The 18451-nt window shown below is 66.9% G+C and carries 17 protein-coding genes; 9 read left to right on the top strand and 8 right to left on the bottom strand.

What is annotated here, in order from left to right; all coding sequences use genetic code 11:
- Window positions 1–8: 8 nt before the first annotated feature.
- From ED208_RS13130 to glmU, 6 genes are all read left to right on the top strand, one after another.
- Window positions 9–425, top strand: coding sequence for a F0F1 ATP synthase subunit epsilon (locus tag ED208_RS13130; protein WP_123212373.1), 417 nt, complete (start codon window positions 9–11; stop codon window positions 423–425).
- 160 nt (window positions 426–585) lie between these two features.
- Entirely contained in the window at window positions 586–2211 is a 1626-nt protein-coding gene (locus ED208_RS13125) for a DUF1800 domain-containing protein (RefSeq protein WP_123212372.1), read from the top strand.
- Window positions 2212–2219: 8 nt separating this feature from the next.
- Window positions 2220–3596, top strand: coding sequence for a DUF1501 domain-containing protein (locus ED208_RS13120; protein WP_123212371.1), 1377 nt, complete (start codon window positions 2220–2222; stop codon window positions 3594–3596).
- Between the two features lie 75 nt (window positions 3597–3671).
- The gene (locus tag ED208_RS13115; protein WP_199720619.1) at window positions 3672–4271 is read left to right on the top strand and encodes a nucleotidyltransferase domain-containing protein; all 600 of its coding nucleotides are present in this window, start codon (window positions 3672–3674) and stop codon (window positions 4269–4271) included.
- Window positions 4258–4683: a hypothetical protein gene (locus tag ED208_RS13110; protein ID WP_123212369.1), complete on the top strand. Its 426-nt coding sequence runs from the start codon at window positions 4258–4260 to the stop codon at window positions 4681–4683. The genes ED208_RS13115 and ED208_RS13110 overlap by 14 nt, the downstream gene beginning before the upstream one ends.
- An 8-nt stretch (window positions 4684–4691) precedes the next feature.
- Window positions 4692–6074: a bifunctional UDP-N-acetylglucosamine diphosphorylase/glucosamine-1-phosphate N-acetyltransferase GlmU gene (gene glmU, locus ED208_RS13105; RefSeq protein WP_123212465.1), complete on the top strand. Its 1383-nt coding sequence runs from the start codon at window positions 4692–4694 to the stop codon at window positions 6072–6074.
- Between the two features lie 340 nt (window positions 6075–6414).
- Here the strand turns inward: glmU and ED208_RS13100 are convergent, their stop codons facing one another.
- Both ED208_RS13100 and ED208_RS13095 read right to left on the bottom strand, forming a co-directional pair.
- A complete protein-coding gene (locus tag ED208_RS13100; RefSeq protein ID WP_123212368.1) occupies window positions 6415–6981 on the bottom strand; it encodes a hypothetical protein in 567 nt (188 codons plus the stop codon).
- On the bottom strand, window positions 6971–7309 hold the full coding sequence (locus ED208_RS13095; RefSeq protein ID WP_148044760.1) for a hypothetical protein: 339 nt from the start codon (window positions 7307–7309) through the stop codon (window positions 6971–6973). The genes ED208_RS13100 and ED208_RS13095 overlap by 11 nt, the downstream gene beginning before the upstream one ends.
- An 80-nt stretch (window positions 7310–7389) precedes the next feature.
- On the opposite strand from ED208_RS13095, the gene glmS reads away from it, so the two are divergent.
- The gene (glmS, locus tag ED208_RS13090) at window positions 7390–9216 is read left to right on the top strand and encodes a glutamine--fructose-6-phosphate transaminase (isomerizing) (RefSeq protein WP_123212366.1); all 1827 of its coding nucleotides are present in this window, start codon (window positions 7390–7392) and stop codon (window positions 9214–9216) included.
- 80 nt (window positions 9217–9296) lie between these two features.
- Window positions 9297–9533 (top strand): helix-turn-helix domain-containing protein, encoded by a 237-nt coding sequence (locus ED208_RS13085; protein WP_158608550.1) that lies wholly within the window; start codon window positions 9297–9299, stop codon window positions 9531–9533.
- A gap of 37 nt (window positions 9534–9570) precedes the next feature.
- Here the strand turns inward: ED208_RS13085 and ED208_RS17150 are convergent, their stop codons facing one another.
- The 3 genes from ED208_RS17150 to ED208_RS13075 form a co-directional block, all read right to left on the bottom strand.
- Window positions 9571–10944 (bottom strand): DUF5677 domain-containing protein, encoded by a 1374-nt coding sequence (locus ED208_RS17150; protein WP_148044759.1) that lies wholly within the window; start codon window positions 10942–10944, stop codon window positions 9571–9573.
- Window positions 10902–12344 carry an SEC-C metal-binding domain-containing protein gene (locus ED208_RS13080; protein WP_199720618.1) on the bottom strand — a complete coding sequence of 481 codons (1443 nt, stop codon included), beginning with the start codon at window positions 12342–12344 and terminating at the stop codon, window positions 10902–10904. Before ED208_RS13080 ends, ED208_RS17150 begins: the two co-directional genes overlap by 43 nt.
- A 182-nt stretch (window positions 12345–12526) precedes the next feature.
- Complete coding sequence (locus ED208_RS13075) at window positions 12527–13294, bottom strand: SDR family NAD(P)-dependent oxidoreductase (RefSeq protein WP_123212363.1); 768 nt, start codon at window positions 13292–13294, stop codon at window positions 12527–12529.
- Between the two features lie 156 nt (window positions 13295–13450).
- On the opposite strand from ED208_RS13075, the gene ED208_RS13070 reads away from it, so the two are divergent.
- Entirely contained in the window at window positions 13451–14944 is a 1494-nt protein-coding gene (locus ED208_RS13070; RefSeq protein ID WP_123212362.1) for a WS/DGAT domain-containing protein, read from the top strand.
- Here the strand turns inward: ED208_RS13070 and ED208_RS13065 are convergent.
- The 3 genes from ED208_RS13065 to ED208_RS13055 form a co-directional block, all read right to left on the bottom strand.
- Window positions 14895–15749, bottom strand: a complete 855-nt coding sequence (locus ED208_RS13065) for a CHAD domain-containing protein (protein ID WP_123212361.1) — start codon at window positions 15747–15749, stop codon at window positions 14895–14897. The genes ED208_RS13070 and ED208_RS13065 overlap by 50 nt on opposite strands.
- Complete coding sequence (locus ED208_RS13060) at window positions 15733–16821, bottom strand: AI-2E family transporter (RefSeq protein ID WP_123212360.1); 1089 nt, start codon at window positions 16819–16821, stop codon at window positions 15733–15735. Before ED208_RS13060 ends, ED208_RS13065 begins: the two co-directional genes overlap by 17 nt.
- 116 nt (window positions 16822–16937) lie before the next feature.
- Window positions 16938–18374 (bottom strand): phospholipase D-like domain-containing protein, encoded by a 1437-nt coding sequence (locus ED208_RS13055; RefSeq protein ID WP_123212359.1) that lies wholly within the window; start codon window positions 18372–18374, stop codon window positions 16938–16940.
- Window positions 18375–18451: the final 77 nt, after the last annotated feature.

The raw sequence follows: 18451 nt of genomic DNA, 5'->3' as shown, positions 1-18451 counted from the left end.
TTCCCGCCATGTCCAACATCCACGTCGACATCGTCTCCGCCGAAGGCAACATCTACTCCGGCGAAGCGACCATGGTGTTCGCGCCGGCGGAGATGGGCGAGGTGGGCATCGCCCCCCGCCACGCTCCGCTGATCACCCGCATCAAGCCCGGCACCGTGCGGGTGAAGACCGCCACCGAGGAACTGCCGTTCTTCGTCGGCGGCGGCATTCTGGAAGTGCAGCCGCATCTGGTGACGGTGATGGCCGACACCGCGCTGCGCGCCAAGGATGCCGACGAAGCCGCCGCGCAGGCCGCCAAGACCTCCGCCGAGGAGCGTCTGGCCGGTGCCAAGACCGACATCGACATCGCCCGCGTGCAGGCGGAGTTGGTCGAGGCGGCGGCCCGCCTGAAGTTCGTGCAGGATCTCAAGAAGACCTCGCGCTGATCGGCGGGAGAGCTTCAGAAAGCCGCGCGTCGCGCGGCTTTTTTATTGTGCGTCCCACTGAATCCCTTGGCCGGCGCCGCCCATCGTGCCGGACACGGCGAGTCGCCCGTCGCCACGTAAGGTCGCCTTCAAGGTGAAGGATGATTCCGGGGAGCCGGCGATGCGGCGGACGGTAGCGGCGACAACTCTCTCGACGGCGGTGGCGAGTGCTTCCGCCGCGACCGACAACAGCAAACTGCTGGGCGGCACCCTGCTGGATCGCGGCGCCTCCGCGCGCTTCCTGACCCAGACCACGTTCGGCCCGACGCGCGCCGAGATCGACCGCGTCGCGCTGATCGGTCGCGATCTCTGGCTGCTGGAGCAGCTCGGCAAGACAGCCACCCTGCATCTGCCGCGCTACCAGGCGCTGCTGGCGCAGAGCGCCAGCGCCACCGACGCCCGCTATGCCGCCTGGTGGGAGATCGCGCTCACCGCGCCCGACCAGTTGCGCCAGCGCGTGGCCTTCGCGCTGTCGGAGATCTTCGTCGTCTCCGATGCCGATACCGCGCTGAACGACCGGCCGATGCAGTTGACCGCCTACTACGACCTGCTGGTCCGCAATGCCTTCGGCAACTTCCGGACGCTGCTGGAGCAGATCGCGCTGTCGCCAGCGATGGGGTTGTTCCTGAGCCATCTCGGCAACGACAAGCCGGACCCGGTCAGCGGCCGCCGGCCGGACGAGAACTTCGCCCGCGAGGCCATGCAGTTGTTCAGCATCGGTCTCTGGCAGCTCAACCGCGACGGCAGTCCGATTCTGGATGCCAAGGGCGAGCAGATCCCGACCTATGACCTGGCGGTGATCGAGAACTACGCGCGCATCTACACCGGCTGGACCTGGGCGCATCGCACGAGCTGGGGCCGGGGCTCGAACCAGGCTGATGAGACAGAGGCGCCGATGAAGGCGTTTCCGGATCACCACGACAGCGACAGCAAGGTACTGATCGACGGCAGCGTGCTGCCGGCCGGGCAGACTCCGGAGCAGGATCTGAAGGCGGCGCTGGACAGCCTGTTCAAGCACGCCAACGTGCCGCCCTTCATCGCACGCCAGTTGATCATCAAGCTGATCACCAGCAATCCCTCGCCGGCCTTCATCGAGCGCATCGCACGGGTGTTCGAGAACAACGGCCTGGGGGTGCGCGGCGATCTGGGCGCGGTGGTGACCGCGATCTTTCTCGACCCCGAGGCACGTCTGGGTTTCCTGTCCGACCAGACCGTGTACGGCAAGCTCAAGGAACCCCTGCTGCGGCTGAGCCAGTTGCTGCGCGCGTTCGAGGCCCGCAGCCGCAGCGGCGTCTACGGCGTCGGCCGCACCCAGGCGGCCTATGCACAGGCGCCACTGGGCGCCAACAGCGTCTTCAACTTCTTCAGCCCGCAGTTCCAGCAGCCAGGACCGATCAAGAATGCCGGCTACTACTCGCCGGAGTTCCAGTTGCAGACCGAGACGCAGGGCGTGCTGATCGTCGACAACCTCGGCAAGCGCATCGCCCTCACCACCGCGACGGCCGGCGACAACGACCCGGTGCTGGATCTCGGCAGCCTCGTCGCCGAGGCGGCGGACAGCGCTGCCCTGCTCGACGATCTCAATGTGCTGATGCTGGGCGGCAGCATGAGCGCCTCGCTGCGTGACATCGCCAGCCGCGCCATCGCGCTGATGCCCGACGCCGGGGACGAGGCCTCGCGAATGAAGCGCGCGCAGATCGCGGTGACGGTGATCGCGGTTTCTCCCGAATACGCCGTGCAGCGCTAGGAATCCGTATGAGCCAGCAGACCCGTCGCGATTTCCTGCTCCACACACTCCCGACCTTCGCCGCCGGCGCCGGGCTGATCGCCTGCGGGGGCGGCGCTGGCGGTGCCGCCTCGGATCCGACGCCGCCGACGCCGACTGATCCGGTGCCGCCCACGCCCGAGGGTTACAAGGCGCTGGTGGCGATCTTCCTGTTCGGCGGCAACGACGCCTACAACATGATCCTGCCGGCCTCCGGCAGCGCCTACAGCGACTACGCCAAGGCCCGACTCGACCTGGCCCTGCCGCAGTCGCGCTTGCTCGCGCTCGGCGCCGCCGACAACGGCGTGCCGTTCGCGGCACATCCGGCGATGAGCGAGTTCCAGAGTCTGTACGCGCGCGGCCGTGCGACCGTGCTGGCCAATGTCGGGCCGCTGGTGGCGCCGATCGCCGACGGTCAGGTGCGCAGCGCCAGCAGCCTGCGGCCGCCGCGCCTTTTCTCGCACAACGACCAGTCCGACCAGTGGCAGAAGGCTTCTGCCGCCGGCCTGGAGTCGGTGGGCTGGGCCGGCCGTGCCGCCGACCTGCTGGCACCGACCCTGTCCAGGCAGGAGTTGCCCATCGGCATCAGCTATTCCGGCGCCAACCTCTTGCAGGTGGGCCGTTCGCAGGTGGGTTTCGCGCTGGGCACCGGCGGCGCCGTCGAGGCCAATTTCCTGCGCCAGAATCCGGCCCTGCGCCCGCTCTATGCCGAGATGCTGGCGGCGGGGCAAGAACATCTGTTCGCCCGGGAGTACGCCAGCGGGCAGCAGCGCGGACTCAGCTACAACGCCCTGATCGCCAGCGCGCTGGCCGCTGCGCCGGCCTCGATGGTGAGCTTTCCCGGCGACCGTCTGGGCCAGCAACTGGCGGCGGTTGCCAAGCTGATCTCGGTGCGTGCCAGGCTGGGCGTGCAGCGGCAGATTTTCTTCGTCAGCCTGGGCGGCTTCGACACCCATTCCGATCAACTGGCCCGGCACGAGAAGCTGCTGCGCTCGCTGAGCCAGAACCTGGACGCCTTCTACCGCGCCACCGAGGCCCTGGGCCTGGCCGGCAATGTCACCACGTTCACCGCCTCCGACTTCGGCCGCAGCCTGAGCGTCAACGGCGACGGCACCGATCACGGCTGGGGCAGCCATCAACTGATCGTCGGCGGCGCGGTGCGCGGTGGGCGCTTCCACGGCCAGATGCCCGACCTGGTGCCGGGCGGTAGCCGCGACTACACCGGCGGCCGCTTCGCGCCCAGCACCTCGGTGGACGAGTACGGCTCCACGCTGCTGCGCTGGTTCGGCATCCCGGCCAGCGAGATGGCGGCGGTGTTCCCCAACATCGGCCGCTTCGGCACGCCCGATCTCGGCTTCCTGAGCTAAGCGCCGGCCCCGTGCTGTAAATAGCGAAGCTGGGGATTCATTCCCATTCTGGGTATGATTGATCCCATTATGGGTATGAATCCCGCGACTTCCGCCGATCCTGCCGACGCCCTGTTTTCCGCAGTGCGTCGTCGCGTGCTGGCGCCGCTATTCACCCAGCCGGAACGCAGCTTCTACGTCAACGAACTGGTTCGCCTGGCCGAGTCTGGCAGCGGCGCGGTACAGCGAGAACTGGAGTCGCTCGCAAGAAGTGGCTTGGTGCGGGTGAGCCGGCAGGGCAACCAGAAGCACTACCAGGCCAATCCAGATTCGCCCATCTTCCGGGAACTGCGCGGCATCGTGGTCAAGACCGCCGGCTACGCCGAGCGCCTGCGGGTCGCATTGATCCCGCTGCAAGCGCAGATCGCCTGGGCGGCACTCTACGGCTCCGCCGCCAGGGGACAGATGAGCGCGGCCAGCGATCTGGATCTGCTGGTGGTTTCTGACCAGCTTCGACTGGAAGACCTCTTCCAACAGCTTGCGTTGCCAGAGCAGGAGATCGGCCGCGCCATCCATCCCACGCTCTACACCCGTGCCGAGTTCGGCCGGCGTCTGCAGGCCGGCAATTCGTTTTTGACCAAGGTATTGGCCGGAGAGCTGATGACCTTGTCGGGCAGCCGCGATGCCGCAGGCTGAGCTGGACAATCTGGTGCGCGTCCGACAGCTCAAGCTGGAGCCTGCGGCAGCCTCCGAAATCCTCGGCTTGCGTCGTTCCGGGCAGGTGCGGCTGGTCGATGCACGCAATGCCAGCCTCAGCTTCGAGAGTCGCTTCGATCTGGCTTACAACGCGGCCCACGCCTGGGCGCTGGCGGCTTTGCGCTGGCATGGCTACCGGTCGGACAACCGCTATCTGGTATTCCAGTGCTTGCAGCACACCGTGGGACTGCCCGCAGAGCAGTGGCGGGTGCTTGACCAAGCGCACCGCAAACGCAATCTCGCTGAATACGAAAGTGAGCTGGACATCGACGAAGCGCTGCTCGCGGCGCTGATCCGGGTCACTGAAGAACTGGCCCGCCGCTCGGCGGCATTAGGAAACCCTCAAACATGAACAAGACCATGCCTCTGCATTGCATCGTCCTCGCCGCAGGGCAGGGCACACGGATGAAAAGTGCGTTGCCCAAGGTGCTGCATCCGGTCGGCGGCAGGCCCATGCTCGGCCATGTGCTGGACGCGGTGCACGGCGCCGGCGCCGCAGCCTGCCACGTGGTCTACGGCCATGGCGGCGAGCAGGTTCAGGCCTGGTGTGCCGACGCCTATCCTCAGGAGCGCCAGCTGCGCTGGGCCTTGCAGGCAGAGCAGTTGGGCACCGGCCACGCGGTTGCGCAGGCGATCCCGCAGGTGCCGGATGCCGCCACCGTGCTGATCGCCTACGGCGACGTGCCGCTGATCCGCAGCGAGACGCTGGCGACGCTGGCCGCCGCCGGGGTCGAGGGCCTCGCCATCGCCACCGTCGAACTGGCCCAGCCCAAGGGCTATGGCCGCATCCTGCGCGATTCGCAGGGGCAGGTGAGCGGCATCGTCGAGGAGAACGACGCCAGCGAGGCGCAGCGCGCCATCCGCGAGGTCAACACTGGCCTGATGGCGGCGCCGGCGCGGCTGCTCAAGCCCTGGCTGGCGGCGCTGCGTAACGACAACGCCAAGGGGGAGTACTACCTCACCGACGTGGTCGGCTTTGCGGTCGCCGCCGGCCTGCCGGTGCGGGCGGTGCGGGTCACCGATGCCGAGGAGGTGGAAGGCGTCAACGACCGCCTGCAACTGGCCCGTCAGGAGCGCGTCTACCAGCGTCGCCAGGCCGAGGCGCTGATGCGCGAGGGCGTGGCCTTCGCCGATCCCGCGCGCTTCGACCTGCGCGGCTCGCTGCGCGCCGGCCGCGATGTGAGCATCGACGTTGGCGTGGTGATCGAAGGTGCTTGCGAGTTCGCCGACGGTGTCCGCATCGGCCCCTACTGCGTGCTCAAGAATGTGCGCCTGGGTGCCGGCACCCAGGTGCTCGCGCACTCGGTGCTGGAAGGCCTCGACGCCGGCCAGCACTGCCGCATCGGTCCGTTTTCGCGGGTGCGACCGGAGACGCGCTTTGCCGACGAGGTGCACATCGGCAATTTCGTCGAGGTGAAGAAGGGCGAGCTGGGCTCCGGCACCAAGGCCGGGCATCTCGCCTACATCGGCGACGCCATGGTCGGTGCGCGGGTCAACATCTCCGCAGGCGTCATCACCTGCAACTACGACGGCGCCAACAAGCACACCACGGTGATCGGCGCCGATGCCTTCATCGGCACCGACAGCCAGCTGGTGGCGCCGGTCACCATCGAACGCGGCGCCTATGTCGCTGCCGGCTCCACCATCACCAGGACCGTGCCGGCCGACAGCCTCACCATCTGCCGCGCGCGCGAGCAGAAGAGCATTGCCGGGTGGAAGAAGCCGGTGAAGAGCGGGAAGTAGAGGGCTTGGTTTGTTGGCCTGGCGGTAGTTTTCTTGGATTCGAGCAGGGGCCTTGGTCTTCACGGCACGAACCAGTTCCCTCACCCCGCTTGCAGGGGCGGGGTAGGGTGAGGGCGAGCGTGCAAGACCAACGCCCCCATCCCGGCCTTCCCCCGCAAGCAGGGGAAGGAGACCGGCAAAACCGCGCCAGGGAGCGTAGTGGATTCGGACGGGCCGCACTGCGTGCTTCTACAGGCGGCCGGAAGTCAGAGTGCTTGATCGGCTGCGCCGTTGATTCCGAGGGGCCGCGGCGGGGCGCTGCTGCGCGGCGCGCACACTGAGTTCGCCGCTATCGGCGGCCTCACCCCCAGTTCTTCCAAGGCTTGTCCGGTAGCGGTTTGGTTTCGGGATCGGGGTCCGGCTCCGGTGTGGCGGGGGAGTCCGGTTCGGGAGCTGGCCTGGCGGCCGTTTCGCTCTTTGACGGGGCCGGCGGCGACGCGGCCGGACTGCCATCGGTGGGCGCTTGCAGGCCCTTGCGCAACTCGCGGCCGACCGCCTTGGTGAGGCCGGCGATGGCGCCGTAGATGCCCTCGCTGATCGCGTCGTGCAAGCCGCGCACCGCCTTCGCCGGCTGGCGCGCGCCGGGGATCGCCTCCAGCACGCTGAAGGGGATGTCGGCGATGCCCTTGTGCACCTCGCGGACCAGGGCGGTGCCGGTGGCCACCGCGTGCTCGGCCAACTGCTGGCTGTCGCGCAACTGCTCCAGCGCGGCGATGCGCGCCGCCTGCTCCTGGCCGGCGGCCTCGGCGCGGTGCAGTGCGTCGGTGAGGCTACGCAGGGTCTTGCGCAACTGCCAGGCGTAGTAGGCGGTGGCCGCCAGTAGCAGGGCCAGTATCGCCAGCAGGGACAGCAGGCCTTCAATCGACATAGTGGGTCACCTGCGCGCGCACGCCCTGTTCTTCCAGTTGCCGCGCGACTTCCTCGGCGGCCTTGGCGTAGACGATGCGCTCGATCATCTTCGGCGCCAGCTTTGCCACCGCGCCGGCCCAGGGTGACTCCCGCGCCGCCAGTTCGTAGGTGTTGAGAATCTCGATGGCGATGCGCGCGCCCGAGGCCGGCTCCACGGCCATCGAAGGCGCTTCGTCGAGTTCCGCCCGCAGCGCCAGTAGCTGGCGGTTGAGGCGCACCAGGGCGAATAGCAGCAGTGCCGCCATCAGCAAGGCGGCGGAAAGGACGATCCCTACCCAAAGCGACATGTGTGACCCCGCAGAGCCCGGTTTGGCTGCCTATAAAATAGCGCCTTGAGCCTGCAGGCAGGCGTCCCTAAGGATTACCCATGTGCGGCATCGTCGGCGCGGTTGCGCAGCGCAATGTCACTCCCATCCTCATCGAGGGCCTCAAGCGCCTCGAATACCGTGGTTACGATTCCGCCGGCGTGGCGGTGATCGCCGACGGTCGTCTGCAGCTGGCGCGCGCGGTGGGCAAGGTGGCGGAACTCGAAGCCCTGCTGGTGGCCACGCCCAGGCCCGGCACCACCGGCATCTGCCACACCCGCTGGGCCACCCACGGCGTGCCGGCCGAGCGCAATTCGCACCCGCATGTCTCCACCGATGTCGCGGTGGTGCACAACGGCATCATCGAGAACCACGAGGAGCTGCGCGAGGAGCTGGTCGCGCTCGGCTACCAGTTTCAGTCGGAAACCGACACCGAAGTGGTCGCGCACCTGGTGCAGCACTACATCGACGGCGGCAAGGATCTGCGCGAGGCCATGCTCGCCACCGTCAAGCGCATCACCGGCGCCTACGCGCTGGTGGTGATCTCGGCCAAGGAGCCGGGGCGCATGCTGCTGGCGCGGCGCGGCAGCCCGCTGTGCATCGGCATTGGTGTCGGCGAAAACTTTGCCGCCTCCGACGCCACCGCCCTGGTCTCGGTGACCAGCCGCATCGTCTACCTCGACGAAGGCGATCTCGGCGAGATCACTACCGACGGCTACGCGGTGTTCGACCGCGAGGGCCGCGCGGTGATCCGCAAGGAGCATCTCTCCAACCTGAGTGCCGGCGCCGTCGACAAGGGTGAGTACCGGCACTTCATGATCAAGGAAATCTTCGATCAGCCCACCGCGCTCGCCAACACCCTGGAAGGCCGCATCAACGGTGGCCGCGTGCTCGAAGCCTGCCTGGGCCCGCGTGCGGCCGAGTTGCTGGCGCGAGTCAAGCGCGTGCGCCTGGTGGCCTGCGGCACTTCCGCGCACGCCGGCCTGGTGGCGCAATACTGGATCGAGCAGATCGCCAAGCTGCCCTGCCGCATCGAGCTGGCCAGCGAGTTCCGCTACCGCGATCCGGTGATCGAGCCGGACACCCTGTTCATCAGCATCAGCCAGTCCGGCGAGACCGCCGACACGCTCGAAGCCCTGCGCCACGCCAAGACCAAGCAGCTCGCCGCCAGCCTGGTGATCTGCAACGCGCCGGAGTCCAGCCTGGTGCGCGAGAGCGACATCGCACTGATGACCCATGCCGGCCCCGAGCGCAGCGTCGCCAGCACCAAGGCCTTCACCACCCAGTTGATGGCGCTGGCGCTGGTGATGCTGCTGCTGGCGCGCCGCAACGGCCTGAGCGAAGACCAGGAACGCCGCTACGTGAAGAGCCTGGAAGCCGCCGCCCGCCAGGTGGACGAGGTGCTCAAGGAAGACGCCGTGCTGCAAAGGCTGGCCGAGCGCCTGATCGCCAAGGAGCACGCGCTGTTCCTCGGCCGTGGCCCGATGTGGCCGGTGGCGATGGAAGGCGCGCTCAAGCTCAAGGAAATCTCCTACATCCACGCCGAGGCCTACGCCGCCGGCGAGCTCAAGCACGGTCCGCTGGCGTTGGTCGATGAGCACATGCCGGTGATCGCGGTCGCGCCCGATGGCCACCTGCTGGAAAAGGTGAAGAGCAACTTGCAGGAAGTGAAGGCGCGCGGCGGCGAGCTGTATGTGTTCGCCGACCGCGAGGCTGGCTTCAAGAGCGAGCCGGGCGTCACCGTCATCGGCATGCCGCATGCCGACGAACTGACCGATCCCATCGTCTACACCGTGCCGCTACAGCTCCTGGCCTATCACGTCGCCGTGCTCAAGGGCACCGATGTCGATCAGCCGCGCAATCTCGCCAAGTCGGTGACGGTGGAATAGTTTCCAACGGGTGTGGTTTGCGGTACGACGTGGTTGTGACCGCTCCGCGGTAAGAAAAGTCATTGCGTCTTGCTCTCCGCTTGGCTGCGCTCGACGACGAACTCCGCGCCGATGACTCCGAACCCAAAGGACATAACGTCCGACGCCTGCAGAAGGAGAATGGCTGGTCACAGGAGCAGTTTGCGGAAGCGGCTCAACTCACTCAGGTCTCGATCAGCGGAATCGAGCATGGCGTGCTGGCTGCCAACCTCAATGTGCTTGATCGGCTGGCAGAGTCTTTGGGCGCCGCTCCCGTGTTGCTGATCGAGCAGATATAAAGAACCGCCATTCAAGAGGTGTCGGACGTTTAGATGGTTAGCGGATTGGCTGGGATTTCCTCACCCGCAGCTTTCGCTTCCTTCGAGGACGCCCATCAAGTCTGTCAGCGACAGCGTCGGCAAGTATCGCCACTTTTCTTGCAAGGCTCTGCATGGTCATCGCCTGCGACATGATCTCCGTCGATCCGCTGTATTGCGCCAAGGAGATCGAAGCGAGCACCAACACTGCCGCTGTTTTGTTCGCTGGCCCTGCCAAACCGTAATTGCTTGCTCCCGCTAACCTTCCATCAAAGCCGGGCGGAGACCCGATTCTAGTAAGCGAGCCTCTAGCTGCCGCATGGATGTTGGCGCTGGCAGCTTTGTAGTGTGGATTGAAGCTGGCAGAACCAGCTCGAATCTCCAGGTCACTGAAGCGAGATGCCCTGTGACCTAGAAGTTCTGATGCCCAACCGTATGGCGCATCGAATGCAGTGCCAAACCTTGAAGTCAGTTCGTTTCGGACTTCAACCAGCTCCTTGTGCCTACGAGTGATCGTCTTCGAGGCATTCTTGCCCGCGACGGCTAACATGCTCTTTGCTTCGTTGAGCAGATCAATGTCGTGGTGATGAAGGAATCTTTCCGAAAGAAGTTCATCTCCCTGAGCTAAGAGAGTCAAAACGACCTGAATTTCGTACAACGACCGCCAGCGGGCCTCTGCTCCATCTGCAAAACCGCTCGCGAGTAGGGTGATGATTTCGTCGACGATCTGGCACGCCCTCGCGAATGAGGTCAGGACAGCATCGAATTTGCTGGGCTCCCGGCTCTTGTCGCCTGAAGTCTCCAGTTTTTCGATGACTGCATTCCCAAGGTCTCGCGCAACATCAAGCTGTAACTGCAAATGCGCCAACGGTTTTCGCCACTCGCGCTCGACATCGCGCTTGAAGCGATCCTGCTCCTGCCGCCGTTGTCTGAGGTATTCAACGCTCGATGACTTGATCGTTCGGGTATATGCCTCCGACATGGACTGCATTGCGGCATGGACAGTGCCTTCGGTCGCCTTTGCGATGATTCGCTCGAACGCAGCCATCTCCGCCTTTGTCACCTTTCGCTCTAAGTGCTTCGTGAGCGCTACCTTGGTGATTCCGGCAGCGCGAAATCGACGGCTCGACACGGGTATCTCGACCCGTCCAGTTGCCACGGTGGCTTTGATGCGGGTCTGGAATCGAGAAAAGTCGCCTGCATCCGACTTGAATCCAAGCTTCTTTAAGCGCTTCAGGTAAACAAACGCCAGCAAACGCTCGATAGTCGCAGCCTGGCTTACGGATTCCTGCAGGACTTCTTCCAGCGACTCATATTGGCTAGAACCAGATTGTGGGTTTCCCATCCTATTCATGGCATGCAGCAGCGCTTGTACTTGATGCCGGATCCACATGCGCAGGGCTCGTTCCGACCCTGTTTCCGCCCCGCGCCTACTGGGCTTTTCTTGGGTGCGTTAACGAACTCAGAGACAGTCCGTCTTGATTCTTGCAGCGAAGTTGAGCGAAAGAAGCCGAATTCTGCGACAAGGGGTTCGTACTGCTGCCGGGTCTCATCGGTCCACGTCGCGAAATCCATAAGCAGGAAATCTTCGGAGTTCTGCTGCGTGTACTTGGGCGCGTCTATCGCTATTCCGACGACCTGCTTGAGGTCATAGAACTTGAGCTTGGCACCAGCGCAAGCAACTTCAAGCATGTGCTGTCGCCCCTGTCTGTACTGGGGTTCAGCTCGGATGTCTTCGGGAACTTTTATTTGCAGGAACAGATACGCCTGCCCTTTGTTGGATGCTGGCATCAAACTCAGGTTTCGCACCAGCCCTTCTTGATGTTCGGGGAAATTTCGCATCGAGCGGACTATGTCCTCAGCGAGTGCGCGTCGCATGTATCGTGGCTCTTTGGCCATCTCAACAATCGCGTTGCGCTGTCCCAGTAGGTCGGCGTTTCCCTCGAGCGTGCCGTCGATTGAGTTCTGACAGGTTCTCTGTATCAGCTCATCCCAAAGATAGGACGCATTGTTTGCCAGCTTTGTGCGTCGATACGTCTCCGAACTGGCGAAGTCACGCCACTCGCCTTCGCCAATCATTACGCTATCAAAGTCGCCGCCCGATGTGCCGATGATGTGCCTGTTCGTCTTGGCGTCGAAGTTCAAAAGGTAGTGCGCGAGAAGGTCTTCTTCGCCGCAGTACACGAGAGCCTGATACTTTTTGATCGCTTCCAGCTTGGCGTCGAGGTAGCTGGACAAGTCAGCGACTGTGTCGAGTTCGCCGAAAATGATGGGTAAGTTGTGACTGTCGAAGACGTGTACGGGCTTCTGTCGGTCTAGGCGAACATGGAACGCATTGTCCGAGGGCTCCGGGTCGTCCTCATAGGTAATCGCGAGGCTCCCGAAAATGTTCTGATCCGATGCCGATTGGCAGGCCTCAGCAGCTCCGTGTGCGACCACAATCTTGTGAACGATCATGGTTGCTGGGTCGAACTGAACTGGAAACGGTGAGGTTCTCTTTCCGTCAACGAAGATCGCCCGCCCACTGCGGATGTAGCGCTCCGCGCCATGAGCCGTCGCGATCTGCTTATCGACTACTTCTCGTCGCCAGCGTTCCCACAGAAGCTGAGGGTCCTTGCCGTCCTGTGCGGCGAGACGCTTGTGGCGATCAAACAGAATGAAGACGTGGTTTCCAAACACGGCGAGGAGATCACATAACTCGTGTCCGTCGTCTTTGTACGGGTTTGGATAGCTCCAGAGTTTCAGGAATGAGCGCTCGCAGTAGTCTGCGAGCATCCGCTCGGTATCGGTCACTCCCCCTGACTTTTGCGTTGGCATATGCCCGATGTGTGCTGTCCCTACAGCTGGGCTAGATTGCTCTCAGGGGGTGTCCAAGTCCATTGCTTCGAAAACATCGCTGTAGTGAGCTTTACGCCCCGTGAGGTTTTGTGCGATCAATTTTCGATCCGTATGTGATGTGGATACCGTCGAGCAGTTCAGCGCGCCGTATAACCACCATCGATCACCAACTCGGTGCCGGTCACGAACTTCGCCTCCTCGCTGGCGAGGTACACCACGCCCCAGGCGATGTCGTCGGGCTCGCCCATGTGGCCCAGCGGGTGCAGGGCGGCGGTGGCCTGGCGCGCGGTTTCGGCGTCTTCGGCGTCTTTCAGGAAGCCCTCGACCATCGGCGTCCAGATGAAGCCGGGATGGATGGAGTTCACCCGGATGCGGTCGGGCGCGTAGAGCAGGGCGTCGGTCTTGCTCATCATCCGCACCGCGCCCTTGGAGGCGTGGTAGGGCGGCACGTCGGGCGCGCTGACCAGGCCGTAGATCGACGACAGGTTGATGATGCTGCCGCCGCCTGCGTTCCGCAGATGCGGGATGGCGTGCTTGGTGCAGAAGAACACGCCCTTGACGTTGATCGCCATCACCCGGTCCCACTCGGCTTCGCTGATCTCGTGGGTGGGCTTGTTGATGCCGGCGATGCCGGCGTTGTTGACCAGCACGTCCAGCCGGCCGAAATGCTTGGTCGCCTGGTGTATGACCTTCTGCACCTCGGCCTCGCTGGCGACGTCGCAATGCCAGTAGCGGGCGCGCAGGCCGCGCGCCACCAGTTCGGCGACGAACTGCCTTCCGGGCTTGTCGAGCACGTCGAGCACCGCCACCGAGGCGCCTTCCTCGCACAGGCGCAGCGCAGTGGCGCGGCCGAGGCCAACAGCCCCGCCGGTCACCATCGCCACCTTGTTCCGCAGTCTGTCCATCGTCGCTCTCCGCTCGGCGGGGCCGGGTGCCCGCACTATCTGGCTGGGCAGACTGCGGGTCGCTACCGGGGTGGTCATTGACCTGGATCAAGCGGCGACCGCGCCGCGCATGCCCTACTGAGCGCGAGTACCGGGCACCGGAGGAGAGCGGGCAGCATGGATCAGCAAAGGATCGAGTCGATGAGCGCGGTGGACCGCGCCTGGCTGGAGATGGACAGTCCCGGCAACCCCATGGTGGTCAATGCCCTGATCGACTTCGCGCCGCCGCTGGACGCCGAGGCCCTCCGCGCCGAATTGCTGGCGCGCTTGCAGCGGTATCCGCGCTTCCGGCAACGCGCCGACGACGCGCACACGCCACCGCGCTGGGTCGAGGACGGCGAACTGCTCGCTGACTACCACGCCCACGTCGAACCGCCCGAGCGCTGGCGGCCGGACTGCGATCTCGCCGCCGCCGTGGCCCGCCAGGTCTGCCAGCCACTGGACCGCGCGCTGCCGCTGTGGCGGCTGTTCCTCTACCCGCGTGCCGACGGTGGCCTCACCGCGCTGGTGCGCGTGCATCACGCCATCGCCGACGGCATCGCGCTGGTGCGGATGCTGATGGCGCTCACCGATGCCGGCCAGCAGGCTGCCGGCAAGGAGCCGGCGGTGCGTCTGGAGCCGGGTCGCCACGGGCCGCTGGCCGGGCTGATCGCGCGCCTCGATGCGCTCAACCGCGCCGCCGAAAGATTCATCGACTTCGGTCGCGAGGATCTGCGCCACCCCGGCCGCATCCCCGCGCAACTGCGCGAGCTGCGCGGCCTGCTCGCCAGCGCCGGGCAGGTGCTGCGGCTGCCGCAGGACAATCCGCCGGCCTTGCGCCAGCCGCTCAGCGGCCAGCGCGCGCTGGCCTGGACCAGCGGCATTGCCCTGGCGCCGGTGCGCCGCCGCGCGCGCGTCGAGGGCGTGAAGGTCAACGACCTGTTCCTGGCGGCGGTGACTGCCGCCTTCGCGCGCTATCTGGACGAGCAGGGCGTGCCGGTGTCGGCGCGCCAGAACCTGCGGGTGTCGGTGCCGGTGAACCTGCGGCCGCCGACGACCGACGATCTCGGCAACTGCTTCGGCCTGGTGCTGGTCGATCTGCCGCTCGGGCAGGGCGACCGGCGCAAGCGCCTGAAGCTGGTCGCCGAGCGCATGGCCGAGCTGAAGCATTCGCCGACCGCGCGCAGCGTGCTGCTGGCGCTGGCGGCCGCCGGCCATCTGCCGGTGCCGCTGGAAAAGCGGCTGGTCGCGGGCGTCGCCGGCAAGTCGGTGGCGGTGGTGTCGAACCTGCGCGGGCCGGAGCGGCCGCTGCGCATCGCCGGCGTGTGCCTGCGCGAGCTGGTGTTCTGGCCGCCGCAGGCCGGCGGCGTCGGCATCGGCGTCAGCTTGTTCAGCTACCGGCGGCGGGTCAGCGTCGGCATCTCCGCCGACCGAGCCCTGCTGGCCGACCCGGCGCGCTGGCTGGCGCTGTTCCAGGAGGAATTGCAGGCCCTGCTGGGGCGGCCATCGCGCAAGCCGGCGGCGGTCAAGAGCGAGGTCAAGGGCGAGGCCAAGTCACGCCGTGTCGGGCGCCGGGCCGCCGCTAGTCCCAGAACCGCCGGAAGCCGTCGTCGCGCAGGCGCAGGCCCTTGATGTTCGCCAGCCGCGTTGCTGCGGTCTCGGCGCAGCGTTGGCACAGTTGCCGGCGCAGCGCCCGCGTCGGTGCGTTTGGCAGCCGGAGCCCGCGCAGGTGCTGTTGCGCCACCTGCAGATCCTGCAACTGCCCGAGCTGGTCCTGCAGGCGTTTGAGCCGCGCCAGGTAGCGCCGCACCGCCTTGCCCGGATAGCCGGGCGCCAGCAGCTCCACCCGGTAGCGCTGCGCCTTCAGCCGCAGCCGCAACTGGTGCAGGGCTTCGGGATCGTCGCGCTGCAGATGCCGGGCGCGATGTCGCAGCCGCCGGTGCTGCCGCTCCAGTACGCGGGTGGCGGTCTGGCCAAACGCCTCGTCATCGGCTTCGAGGGTCGCGCAGGCGAGCAGATAGCCTTCCAGCGCCAGCAGCAGTGCCAGCAGCGGTTGGCCTTGCAAGGCCACGCCGACCCGGCGGCGCGCGATGCTCTCCTGCCGCCCGGCCGCGTCGAGCAGACGGGAGCGGACCCCGGCTTCGGCCTCGACGGCAGGCAGCAGGGCCGGCAGGGTTTCGGTCCGCAGCACCTGCCAGTCACGGGTCGGCCCGGTGGCGCGCAGCAGCGCGCGCAAGGCAGCGTGCAGGGGGCGCCACCCAGTCTCCGGCAGGCGCTCGCAGCTGAGCGAGAGCAAGGCCCGCAGGCGCCGTGCCGCGACCCGCAGGCGATGCAGGCTGTCGATGTCGGCGCCGCTGGCGCGCGTCGCCTGCATCGCCGTCAGCAACTCCTCGGCGATGGCGGCGGCCAGGGTCGACAGGCTAGGTGTGCGGGGCATCGTGGTCGGCTCCCGCAGGACGGATCAGCGCCAGCCAATGCGAACTCAGGTTGATCGCCAGCGCCAGGATCGCCGGCCCCAGGAACAGGCCGATCAGCCCGAACGCGGCCAGTCCGCCAAGCACGCCCAGCAGGGTGAGCACGAAGGGCAGGTGCGAGCCGCGGCTGATCAGGAAGGGCTTCACGACGTTATCGACGGTGCTGATGCAGAGCAGGCCGTAGAGCACCATGAACACCGCCCAGCCGGTGTCGCCCTGGCGGAACAGCCAGAGCGCCGCGCCGCCCCAGATCAGCGGCGGGCCGATCGGCACCATCGACAGCAGGAAGGTGGCCGCACCCAGCAGCAGCGGCGCCGGCACGCCGGCGATGCTGAAGCCGAGCACCGCCACCATCGCCTGCGCCATCGCGGTACCGGCGATGGCGACCATGACGCTGACCACGGTGTTGCGGGCGGTCCCCAGCAGCTCTGGCCCGAGCGCGCCGCCGATGCGGCCGGCGAGCCGGTGCAGACGCTCGGCCAGACGGTCGCCCTCGACGTAGAAGTAGTACAGCACCAGCAGCGCCAGAGCGAGCTGCAACAGGCCGTTGCCGGCGGCGCGGCCGGAGTTCAGGGCCAGGCCGCGCAGGGTTTCGGCGAGGTAGTCGGCGGTGCCGCTGGCCAGCAGTTCCCCGCGCGCCAGCTGCTGCCAGTAGTCGAGCAGCCAGGGCCCCAGCAGCGGCGTTGCAAGCAGCCAGTCCGGCAGCGCCGGCAGCCCGCCACGGCTCCAGTCGTCGTAGAGCCCGAGCAGCCAGGCGAGGGCGTCGCCGATGGAGGCGGCAATCAGCGCCGCCGGCAGCATCACCAGCGCGCTGACGATGGCGCAGGCGAGCAGGGCACTGCTGCGTTCGCGCCCGCCCAGACGCCGACGCAGCCAGTGGTATTGCGGCCGGGTGGAGACTGCGATCACCGCCGCGAACAGGATCGCCGAGAAGAACGGCCGCAGCACCAGCCAGCAGCCCACCGCCAGCAGCAGGGCCACCGCAAGGCGGAGTACGAACTCGAACTGTTGCAGCGGTGGCTCGGGGGCGGACATCGACCTCTCCCTGGGGCCGGACGCGCGGGCCGGGGCCGCGACGCTGGCGTGGGTTGGTGGGCGGACGCCCGGGCCTACATTGACCGTCGCCCCGGCGACCCGCAAGCCCGAGAGAGCTACAGATACGGCGACATCAGCCAGCACAGCGCGTCGCGCAGGCGCTGCGGCAGCGGGCGGGCGTCGAGAGCGGCGCGGCTGACCGGCCGCGACACCGCCTGCACTTCCTCGAAGTGCGCCGCCGCCCAGGCTGCCAGCCTGCGGTCGTAGCTTTCCACCACCAGCTCGAAGTTGAGACGCAGGCTGCGCTGGTCGAGATTGGCCGAGCCGAATTGCAGGTAGTAGTCGTCCACCAGCAGCAGCTTGCTGTGCGCGAACGGGCCGGGCCGCTCCAGCACCCGCACCTGGCGGTCGAGCAGTTGCCAGAGCACGTTGCGGGTGGCCCAGTTCATCCACGGCTGGTCGCTGTTCTCCGGCAGCAGCACGCAGACATCGACGCCACGCAGCGCCGCCGACTGCAAGGCGCCGATCAGCGTCCCGGTGGGCAGGAAGTAAGGGGTCATGATCCACACCCGCTGATGGGCATTGGCGAGCGCGCCGAGCAGCAGCATCAGCAGGCGGTCGAGTTCCTCGTTGGGGCCGTCGGTGACGGTGCGCGCCAGCGCCTGGCCTTCGACCACCGGTGCCGGTGCCGGCGCCGCCGGCACCGTCTCGCCGGTCGCGAACTGCCAGTCGGCGAGGAACACCTCCTCCAGTTGCGCGACCAGCGGGCCTTCGACCCGGAAGTGCAGATCGGTCACCTTGGCGGGCTGCCCGCCCACGCCACGGTGGTAGCCGGCGATGTTCATGCCGCCGGTGTAGGCGATCTCGCCATCGGCGATCAGCAGCTTGCGGTGGTTGCGCAGGTTCAGGTGCAGCAGCGGCGGAAACCAGCGCGGCGGCAGGAAGCGCGCCGCCGTGACGCCGTGCCGCGCCAGCAGGCGGCTGGCGCGCGGCCGGTAGAAGGCATCGGCGGCGCCATCGAGCAGCACCCGCAGGCGCACGCCGCGCGCCTGGGCGGCGGCCAGCGCGCGGGCGAACTCCTCGCCGCAGGCATCCCCGAGGTAGATGTAGCTGGCCAGGTGCAGCGTCTGCCTGGCTTCGGCGATGCTGCGCAGCATCGCCGGATAGGCCTCGTCGCCGTCGCGCAAGGGCGTGATGCGGTTGCCGCCGGTGAGCGCCCGGCCGGTGAGCGCGCCGCCCAGCCGCACCAGCTCGCGCAGTTCCTGGCTGGCGGCGGCCGGCAGATCGCCGAACAGCTGGGTCTGCGCCTGGTGCTGGGCATGGCCGGCCGCCTCGGCGCCCAGCAGTTGCCGCGCCCGCTGGCGGATGCGGTTGACCCCGAACAGCCAGTAGAGCAGCGGGCCGAACAGCGGGAACAGCGCGCAGACCGCGATCCAGCCCCAGGCCGAGCGCGGGTCGCGCTTGTGCAGCAGGATGTGGCCGACGGTGGGCAGCACCAGCAGCAGATCCAGCGCCAGCAGCCACTGGCTGCCCTCGGGCAGGCTCAGGTTCATGGCTGTCTGGCTGGCGCGGCGCGGGCGCGAAGCGGGCTCATCTCGCAGGCTCCGGAAACGGACCTCGCCAGTATGTA

It is taken from the genome of Stagnimonas aquatica (assembly GCF_003730135.1).
Classification (GTDB): domain Bacteria; phylum Pseudomonadota; class Gammaproteobacteria; order Nevskiales; family Nevskiaceae; genus Stagnimonas; species Stagnimonas aquatica.
This window is presented reverse-complemented; position numbering and strand designations above follow the sequence as displayed.

What these genes read in the sequence shown, in the direction of transcription:
- glmS (WP_123212366.1), top strand. Translation starts at nt 7,390, where the DNA reads ATGTGCGGCATCGTCGGCGCGGTTGCGCAGCGCAATGTCACTCCCATC.
- ED208_RS13130 (WP_123212373.1), top strand. Translation starts at nt 9, where the DNA reads ATGTCCAACATCCACGTCGACATCGTCTCCGCCGAAGGCAACATCTAC.
- ED208_RS13095 (WP_148044760.1), bottom strand. Translation starts at nt 7,309, where the DNA reads ATGTCGCTTTGGGTAGGGATCGTCCTTTCCGCCGCCTTGCTGATGGCG.
- ED208_RS13065 (WP_123212361.1), bottom strand. Translation starts at nt 15,749, where the DNA reads ATGCCCCGCACACCTAGCCTGTCGACCCTGGCCGCCGCCATCGCCGAG.
- ED208_RS13110 (WP_123212369.1), top strand. Translation starts at nt 4,258, where the DNA reads ATGCCGCAGGCTGAGCTGGACAATCTGGTGCGCGTCCGACAGCTCAAG.
- ED208_RS13100 (WP_123212368.1), bottom strand. Translation starts at nt 6,981, where the DNA reads ATGTCGATTGAAGGCCTGCTGTCCCTGCTGGCGATACTGGCCCTGCTA.
- ED208_RS13060 (WP_123212360.1), bottom strand. Translation starts at nt 16,821, where the DNA reads ATGTCCGCCCCCGAGCCACCGCTGCAACAGTTCGAGTTCGTACTCCGC.
- ED208_RS17150 (WP_148044759.1), bottom strand. Translation starts at nt 10,944, where the DNA reads ATGTGGATCCGGCATCAAGTACAAGCGCTGCTGCATGCCATGAATAGG.
- glmU (WP_123212465.1), top strand. Translation starts at nt 4,692, where the DNA reads ATGCCTCTGCATTGCATCGTCCTCGCCGCAGGGCAGGGCACACGGATG.
- ED208_RS13055 (WP_123212359.1), bottom strand. Translation starts at nt 18,374, where the DNA reads ATGAACCTGAGCCTGCCCGAGGGCAGCCAGTGGCTGCTGGCGCTGGAT.
- ED208_RS13115 (WP_199720619.1), top strand. Translation starts at nt 3,672, where the DNA reads ATGAATCCCGCGACTTCCGCCGATCCTGCCGACGCCCTGTTTTCCGCA.
- ED208_RS13125 (WP_123212372.1), top strand. Translation starts at nt 586, where the DNA reads ATGCGGCGGACGGTAGCGGCGACAACTCTCTCGACGGCGGTGGCGAGT.
- ED208_RS13070 (WP_123212362.1), top strand. Translation starts at nt 13,451, where the DNA reads ATGGATCAGCAAAGGATCGAGTCGATGAGCGCGGTGGACCGCGCCTGG.
- ED208_RS13075 (WP_123212363.1), bottom strand. Translation starts at nt 13,294, where the DNA reads ATGGACAGACTGCGGAACAAGGTGGCGATGGTGACCGGCGGGGCTGTT.
- ED208_RS13120 (WP_123212371.1), top strand. Translation starts at nt 2,220, where the DNA reads ATGAGCCAGCAGACCCGTCGCGATTTCCTGCTCCACACACTCCCGACC.